7 protein-coding genes and 1 tRNA gene are annotated in these 7,330 nt (G+C 63.6%); 5 read left to right on the top strand and 3 right to left on the bottom strand.

Annotated elements, in window-relative coordinates; genetic code table 11:
* Positions 1–901: M20/M25/M40 family metallo-hydrolase (locus tag ACEN88_RS20525; RefSeq protein ID WP_413342516.1), on the top strand; the 901-nt coding region annotated here is incomplete at its 5' end.
* A 44-nt stretch (positions 902–945) separates the two neighbouring features.
* Here ACEN88_RS20525 and ACEN88_RS20520 read toward each other — a convergent pair.
* From ACEN88_RS20520 to ACEN88_RS20510, 3 genes are all read right to left on the bottom strand, one after another.
* Entirely contained in the window at positions 946–1,290 is a 345-nt protein-coding gene (locus ACEN88_RS20520) for a DUF1566 domain-containing protein (protein ID WP_413342514.1), read from the bottom strand.
* A 187-nt stretch (positions 1,291–1,477) separates the two neighbouring features.
* Positions 1,478–2,149 (bottom strand): SOS response-associated peptidase, encoded by a 672-nt coding sequence (locus tag ACEN88_RS20515; protein ID WP_413342512.1) that lies wholly within the window; start codon positions 2,147–2,149, stop codon positions 1,478–1,480.
* Positions 2,150–2,233: 84 nt separating this feature from the next.
* The gene (locus ACEN88_RS20510; RefSeq protein ID WP_413342510.1) at positions 2,234–3,262 is read right to left on the bottom strand and encodes an acyltransferase; all 1,029 of its coding nucleotides are present in this window, start codon (positions 3,260–3,262) and stop codon (positions 2,234–2,236) included.
* Positions 3,263–3,447: 185 nt separating this feature from the next.
* On the opposite strand from ACEN88_RS20510, the gene ACEN88_RS20505 reads away from it, so the two are divergent.
* The 4 genes from ACEN88_RS20505 to ACEN88_RS20490 form a co-directional block, all read left to right on the top strand.
* On the top strand, positions 3,448–4,635 hold the full coding sequence (locus tag ACEN88_RS20505; RefSeq protein ID WP_413342509.1) for a diguanylate cyclase: 1,188 nt from the start codon (positions 3,448–3,450) through the stop codon (positions 4,633–4,635).
* A gap of 70 nt (positions 4,636–4,705) precedes the next feature.
* Positions 4,706–5,674: a glycosyltransferase family 2 protein gene (locus ACEN88_RS20500; protein WP_413342508.1), complete on the top strand. Its 969-nt coding sequence runs from the start codon at positions 4,706–4,708 to the stop codon at positions 5,672–5,674.
* A 562-nt stretch (positions 5,675–6,236) separates the two neighbouring features.
* Positions 6,237–6,321 (top strand) — tRNA-Leu (locus tag ACEN88_RS20495).
* 102 nt (positions 6,322–6,423) lie between these two features.
* Positions 6,424–7,330 (top strand): reverse transcriptase domain-containing protein (locus ACEN88_RS20490; protein WP_413342506.1); only part of this gene is annotated, 907 nt, incomplete at its 3' end.

Raw genomic sequence — 7,330 nt, 5'->3', positions numbered from 1 at the left:
CTTCGCCGCGCACCCAGTGCGGCACCTTGACCGGTTGCAGCGTGACCTTGGCGCCCAGCTTGCGCAGCTCGTCGGCGGTGCCGCTTACCGCATCCCGCACACGGGCGCCACGCTCCTCAAAGACGATGCGCGCATCCCGGCGGCGGCCGTCACGATCGAAGACTCGCTGCTGATTTCGCGCCTGTCGAAGCGCGGACCCGTCACGATGCACCTGACCCTGACGCCGCAGATCCTGCCGGACGCCGACAGCTACAACGTGATCGCCGACTGGCCGGGCACCGACAAGGCCGACGAGATCGTGATCGTGTCGGGCCACCTGGATTCGTGGGACCTCGCCACCGGCGCCAACGACGACGCGTCCGGCGTCGTCAGCGCGATGGAAGTGATCAACACGCTGCGCAAGCTGGATTACCGCCCGCGCCGCACGATCCGCGTCGTCGCCTGGATGAACGAGGAGAACGGCGGCCGCGGCGGGCACACGTATGACGCCGTCAACAAGAAGCTCGCCGAGAAGCATTTCGCGGCGTACGAGGACGACGGCGGCTCGGGCCGTCCGTTCGGCCTGCACGCGGGCATCGGCGTGGCCGGCGCGAAGCTGCTCGCGCCGCTGCAGGCGGCCCTGTATCCGATGGGCGCGGGCGCATTCCGGCGCGACGACGTCGTCGGTGCCGGCGACCTGCACGACCTGGAAGATTCGGGCGTGCCGACCTTCGAACCGTGGATCGATTCGTCCGATTACTTCAATTATCACCATACCCCCGCCGATACCTTCGATAAGGTGGATCCGGAAAACCTGCGCCGCCACGCCGCCGTCATGGCGACGACGGCCTGGTTCCTGGCCAACATGGATCAGCCCATTGGCCGCTCCAACGTCTTCACCGAGGCGAAAACGACGAAGTAAGAGCAGCAGCGCTGCGGCAGGCGGCGCACCGCCTGCCGTGGCCGTCATCCGGCGTCGATACGCCGGATCGCGCGGGCATGCCCGCGGAACGGACGGCCATACACGGTCTGGATGCCGCTGGCAAAATTCTGCCCCCAGACCAGTTGCGGCCGTGTGTCGTGGGACTCGTTCGACCAGTACCAGACGCGGTCGAAACCTTCGCGCAGGTTGGCGAACAGCAGGGCGAGTTCGCGCCGTGTCGGCAGCCCGCCTTGCCGCGCGGCAGCCCATTCGCGCGCGGCAGGCCAGCTGACGTCGGACGCTTCGTCCGGCAACAGCACCAGGTGGTAGTCGGACTCGCCGTTCTTGCCGAGTATCAGGCCGGCATAGGCTTCGCCTTCCTTCAACATTTCTTGGATCCTCAGGTAGTCACCCATTGCGCAACCCTTTCGTCATGTCTTGCGGTCTCGTATGACCATCGATCGCCGCGCTTGGTTGCGACATTCGATACGACCTAGCTCATAACGGCGTTTGCGATAATGGTTCTCAGCTGTCGTTGTGAAGGTGACTTGCTGCAATTGTTGACTTTGGGATACGTCAGTCGTCGAGCGGCCGGGTGATATCCGGCCCGTCGGCGCCGGCCCGGTTGACGGCCGTGCTGACCTTGTACCATTCGAAGGCATCCGCCGGCACGGCCGCATGGCGCGCCAGTTCGATGGCCTGCTGGGGCGACAGGCCCGGATCGAGCCAGAGTTTCGCGTCTTCCGCCTCCAGCACGACGGGGCGGCGGTCGTGGATGTCCAGCATGCCGCCGGACGCGTCGTCCGTGACGATGACGAAACCCGCCTCGGCGCGGTTCTCCTCGAACGGGCCGAAGTTGGCGACGGCCAGCATGAACAGCGGGGCGTGGTCCTTGCGGTGGATGTGCCACGGCTGCTTGTGGCCCTTTTCTCCCGTCCACTCGTACCAGCCCTCGGCGGGCACGATGCCGCGCCCGTTCTTGACGAGCCGCGACCAGTAGCGGTTGGCCAGCTTTTCCAGCCGGGCGTTGATGACGATGGGCACCTTGCCTTCAGCCCATTTCGCGCGGTAACTCCAGAACACGTCGTCCACGCGCTGCTCGCCGTCCTGCACGTGCATGACGGGGCGGTAGGTGCCGGGCGCCGCGTTCGTCGTCGGTCTCGACTCGCTGTCGAACACGGCGTCGGTCCAGCCGATCAGGTTGGCGTAATGGCGCGCGGTCTGGCTTTGGTCAAATCGTCCACACATGGGACGATGGTAGCGCAGATGGGCGACGCCGGTCGTCCGTTAGGGCGCGCCGTGCGGGTCGGTCCGTACTTGGTGGCGCCGGATTCATGCGACGAGGCGGCGCGTGGGCGCGAACCGCCACAACAATCCCGTCAGCGCCAGCGACAGCGCGAAGACGAGGGCGACGACGATGATATCCCGGCCGGGGACGGCGCGCAGCGGCGCATCCGGGCCGGCAAGCAGGTCGACGAACAGGAAGTGCGACGCATAGATGCCCAGCACCAGCGGCCCGAGCCCGGCGAGGCGGGGACAGCGCAGCGGCGCCGGATCCGACAGGGCCAGCATCGTCAAGCCCAGACCATAGAAATAGGTGCCGAGCACGAAATCCTGTGCCATGTTCGTACCCCAATGTGCGTGCAGCCAGGCGACCTCCGCCAGCTGGAGGGCCAGTCCGCCCAGCGCCAGCGCGGGGCCGAGCCGGCGCCATGCGGGCCGCGGACCCAGGCGCTGCAGACGGACGCCGGTGACGAACATGATCAGGCTGAAGCACAGCCCATTGCGCATGTTGACGTGCGTGTGGAAGCCGATGGGCGTGTCGGCATACGCCTTGCCGGCAAGGCCGATTGCGTACAGCGCCAGCGCCAGGACGACGAGCGTGTGCTCCATGCCGCGCGCGAGCAGGACGCCGGTCACGAGGGCCGCCAGTGCAAGTGCCGGCAGGAACCACAGGTGGGCCTTGGTGCCTTGCAGCAGCAGGGTGGGCAGGCCGGGCAGGGGGCGCGTGGCGGCTTCCCAGCCCACCGCCGCGACCGTGATAAGGAAATAGATCGCGGACCAGGCGACGAACAGCACGAGGACGCGCCGGGCGAGGGCCACGCCGGCCGTCCGGCATACGGCACGGTCCTGGCAGCGGCCGGCCCAGAAATAGCCGGACAACATGAAGAACAGCGGCACGGCGAAGCGTTCCAGCTGGTCGCACACCGTGCGGGCGTCGAAGCGCAATCCGACCGCGTCGGGGCCTGCGCGCGGCGCGGTGTGCAGCGCGATGACGGCGGCGATCGCCAGGACCCGGAAGACGTCGACGGCCTGGATGCGCGCCGCGGCGGACCGGCCGCCCTGTTGTTTCTGCATCATCGTGGTGGGCATCTTTTCAACGATTTTGCCGAAAAGCGCGTGAATAGTTCCTTCTCGGCAAGATCATTCGACTCAAATTTGCTAAACTCATGGTTTATTGCTATCGCGCAATTTCGCGCGCGATTCCCGGGACTCGTGCCAGTCTCGACAGTGTTGCACGTCCAGCCCATCCAGCCCGTTTCGATTTGAGCGCCTTACTCCTATTATTTGTCACCATCGCACTGTCGGCGATCATGCTGATGGTCCTGCGCTCGCTGGCAAGTAGCGGGGTGCCCGGCATGCGCGAGTGGACGGTCGCGAACGTCCTGGCCATCGCGGCGCTGCTGCTGTTCGCCGGCCGCGGGCGGATCGCGGACGTGCTGTCGATCGACATCGCGAACCTGCTGTTCCTGTGCGCGCCGGCGCTGATGCATGCCGGCTTCCAGCGCCACCTCGGCCGCCCGGCGCCGTACGGTGCGCTGGCCGTGCTGGTGGCCGCGTCGACCGCGGCGCTGGGCGCATTCCACTACGTCGTGGATGCGATGGCGGTGCGCGTCGCGCTGTCGTCCCTGTTTCACGGCATCGTGTACGTCGCCATGGCCTGGGGGCTGCGGCCCTGGGCGCCGCCCGGCCGGGCCGGTTATCCGATCCGGTTCGCGTTCGGCGCCGCGCTGACCCTGGCGGCGGCCCACGCGGTGCGCGCGCTGATGTACGCGACCCACCATGACGCCCAGGTCGCGCTGTTCGACGCTTCGCCGGTCAACCTGGTCTGCTTTGCCCTCGGCACGCTGGCGCTGCCGGGGCTGACCCTGGGCGCCGTGATGATGGCGAACGCCGGCCTGATCGGCCAGGCCCGGTATGCGGCGGAACACGACCACCTGACGGGCGCCTGGTCGCGCCGCGCCTTCTTTGGCCGCGCCGGGCGCGCCCACGCGGATGCCGTGCGCGCGGGCAGGACGCTGTCGGTGCTGATCTTCGACGTCGACCATTTCAAGTCCATCAACGATACCCACGGCCATGCCGTCGGCGACCTTGTGCTGGCCGACCTCGTCGCGCGGACGGGCGCCGTGCTGCGCGGCGACACCTGCGCCCGGCTGGGCGGGGAGGAATTCGGCGTCCTGCTGCCGGATTCCGATGCGGACGCGGCCATGTCGCTCGCCGACGAATTGCGGCGCACGCTCGAACAGGCCGCCGTGGCCGGACCAGGGGGCGTGACCGTGCGCTACACGGTCAGCCTGGGGGTGGGCAGTCTCGATGACGGGGAGTCGCTGGCAAGCCTGTTGCAGCGGGCGGATGCGGCGCTGTATGCGGCCAAGCGGGGCGGGCGGAACCGGGTCGCGGATGCACGGCTCGTGGACGGCGAGCGATGTAAGTACGCAACGCCAGGCAGTTAGCGAGTAGGAATTTTCCTACAGCTGGGCTACTATCTGGCAATCGTTCTTATATTTAGAGCATTGGCAATCCATGCACACCCCTACCGTCACCGTCATCGCCCTCTGCTATAACCACGAGCGTTTCGTGCTGGACTGCCTGGAGAACATTCGCGCCCAGACGTTCCAGGACTTCGAATTGATCGTGATCGACGACTGCTCGCGCGATCATTCGCCGCAGGTCATCGCGAACTGGCTGGCCGAGCATTATCCGGCGGCCCGTTTCATCCGCCACGAGGTCAACCGCGGTATCTGCGCCTCGCTGAACGAAGCGCTGGCGCTGGCGCAAGGTACGTACATCAGCATGACCGCCACCGACGACACATGGCTGCCGCACAAGCTGGAATCGCAGGTGGCGCTGGCGCAATCGCTCGACGCCGACACGGCCGTCATCTATGCCGATGCCGGGCAGATGGACGAAGCGGGGAAATTGCTCCCCAAACCCTTCATCGAGGCGCATGGCGTCACCGACCCGCCGCAGGGACGGATCTTCAGCAGGCTGGCCAACGGCAATTTCATCCCCGCCATGGCGACGCTGATCCGGCGCGACGCACTGGAGGCCGTCGGCGGCTACGACGAACGCCTGAATTACGAAGACTACGACATGTGGCTGCGGCTGGCGGACCGTTATGCCTTCGCTTTCCAGCCCGAGGTCGTGGCGCACTACCGTATCGTGGCCACGTCCGTCGTGCGTACCGTGTTTGCCCAGCCGAGCGCCTGGTATCACCACTCGAATTTCCTGATCCGCCAGAAATGGTTGCGCTCGGGCCGCCTGACGCGGCAACAGCGCGCGCTGTGGGCCGACAAGATGTGGTGGGCGGCCTATGGATTGTTCGTCCTCGACGACCGGCGCGCCGCGTCCTGCCTGTGGCTGGCGTTCCGCCACTCCGGCCGGCCGCGCGCGGCGGTGCTGGCCTTGACGTTCCGGCTCGGGGTGTCGCGCGCGCGGCTCATGCGCTTGCGCCGGGTCGTCACCGGGATGACCCGGGGCACGCCGACCTGACCTTCAAGCCGGAATGACACCCGCGCCATCGCGGTCAATATTGCAATTTCGACCCTGATCGGGTCTGGCTGTGCTAGAATTTGGCGCGCTGCCCGGATGGTGAAACTGGTAGACACCCGGGACTTAAAAGTGCGCCCGTAGAGGGCGATGGAACGTAGTTGCAGGCATGCAATGTCACTGAAAGCAGAGTGACTAAACCAGCGTCTTACCTGAGAGGGAAACCTCGTAAGGGACTGTAGCATGACGTGAAAAGTCACAAAGGGAAAAGTGTCCGCTTTCCCGGCGTGGCAGGTAGAACGGATATGGTAAGAGCTAAACTGCTCGAATCCTAGTCAGAGTGCGGTCTACCGTATCGATGGGGAAAGGACACCGAGGCCCCATTCCACGATGATGTTGATCAAGATTTTAAGGGTCACCATAGTTTTCCGTCGTGGCACAGCCCCGACGAGGGGACTAAATGACGAAATGGGTACCTAAGTCCGGCGCAGCGTTCGATCGTTAACGCGGGGATGGCCTAAATCGCGTAAGCGATATGGTCACGGAGTGATCATAGTAGAGTGACGCCTCGGTGGTGAAATTGGTAGACACACAGCACTTAAAATGCTGCGCTTCACGGCGTACCGGTTCGACCCCGGTCCGAGGCACCATTACTCCCCTAATAGGGAGGGGGCTCGACCCCGTAAGGGGAAGAAGCTCAGAAGGGTCACAGGCAATGTTGATAGTCAAACAATGGTTGGGTCGGATGACCTATGAAGATCATAGAGAGACTAGAGACTCTAAGAAGGTTGAACCGCGACCCTAACTGGGTCAACGACAACATCTTTAGGCTAGTGAGCTCACCACAGCTGGCGGTGCTTGCTTGCGAGCGAATCAAATCCGCTCCTGGAAACATGACCGCGGGTGAAGACAACGTCACCTTAGACGAAATTTCCCTTGAGGCACTACAAGATATTTGCGCATCCGTGCGTGATGAATCGTACGAGCCTCGCCCAGTGCGGCGAAAGTTTATCCCGAAAGCCGATGGAAAGTTACGGCCACTCGGCATCCCCTCGCCAAGGGACAAGATCGTCCAAGAGATGGTTAGAGAAATCCTCGAATCTATCTACGACAATGCTGAATCTCCAACGTTCTCTGAGCACAGTCACGGATTTAGACCGCGAAGAAGCTGTCACACGTCGATCAGGGAGTTCACTAGTTGGCAGGGCGTCAAATGGCTGGTGGAAGGTGATATCAATGGGTTCTTCGATAACATCGACCATAATGTTCTGATTAACCTGCTGCGAAAGCGGATCAGGGACGAAAAGTTCATTAACCTCATTTGGAAATTCCTGCGAGCAGGAGTGCGAGAGGAAAATGGTCAACTGACCAAATATAAGCTTGGCACTCCGCAGGGCGGCATCATCAGCCCTATCCTCGCAAATATCTACTTGCACGAGTTTGACTTGTGGGTTGAAAGACAACAGGGTATTCACAACAAGGGCAAGAAGAGAAAAGCCAATCCAGCTTGGCGGAAGCTTAGTAGCCGTCGAGACAGACTACTCAAGCAAGGAGTAGGAAGGGAATCTGAAGAAATCAAGGAACTAAGTAGTCGCCCAATTTTTGCTGTCAAAGCTAAATTGATCACGCAGCAGGGGTTGGGCGATGAAGCACTTGGAG

This window comes from Massilia sp. CT11-108 (genome assembly GCF_047302915.1).
GTDB classification, from domain to species: Bacteria; Pseudomonadota; Gammaproteobacteria; order Burkholderiales; family Burkholderiaceae_D; genus Telluria; species Telluria orientalis.
Note: the sequence above shows the minus strand (reverse complement) of the source record. Positions and strands in the feature narration are given on the sequence as shown.

Coding starts and splice junctions, on each gene's coding strand:
- ACEN88_RS20520 (WP_413342514.1), bottom strand. CDS start 1,290: ATGTTGAAGGAAGGCGAAGCCTATGCCGGCCTGATACTCGGCAAGAAC.
- ACEN88_RS20515 (WP_413342512.1), bottom strand. CDS start 2,149: ATGTGTGGACGATTTGACCAAAGCCAGACCGCGCGCCATTACGCCAAC.
- ACEN88_RS20510 (WP_413342510.1), bottom strand. CDS start 3,262: ATGATGCAGAAACAACAGGGCGGCCGGTCCGCCGCGGCGCGCATCCAG.
- ACEN88_RS20500 (WP_413342508.1), top strand. CDS start 4,706: ATGCACACCCCTACCGTCACCGTCATCGCCCTCTGCTATAACCACGAG.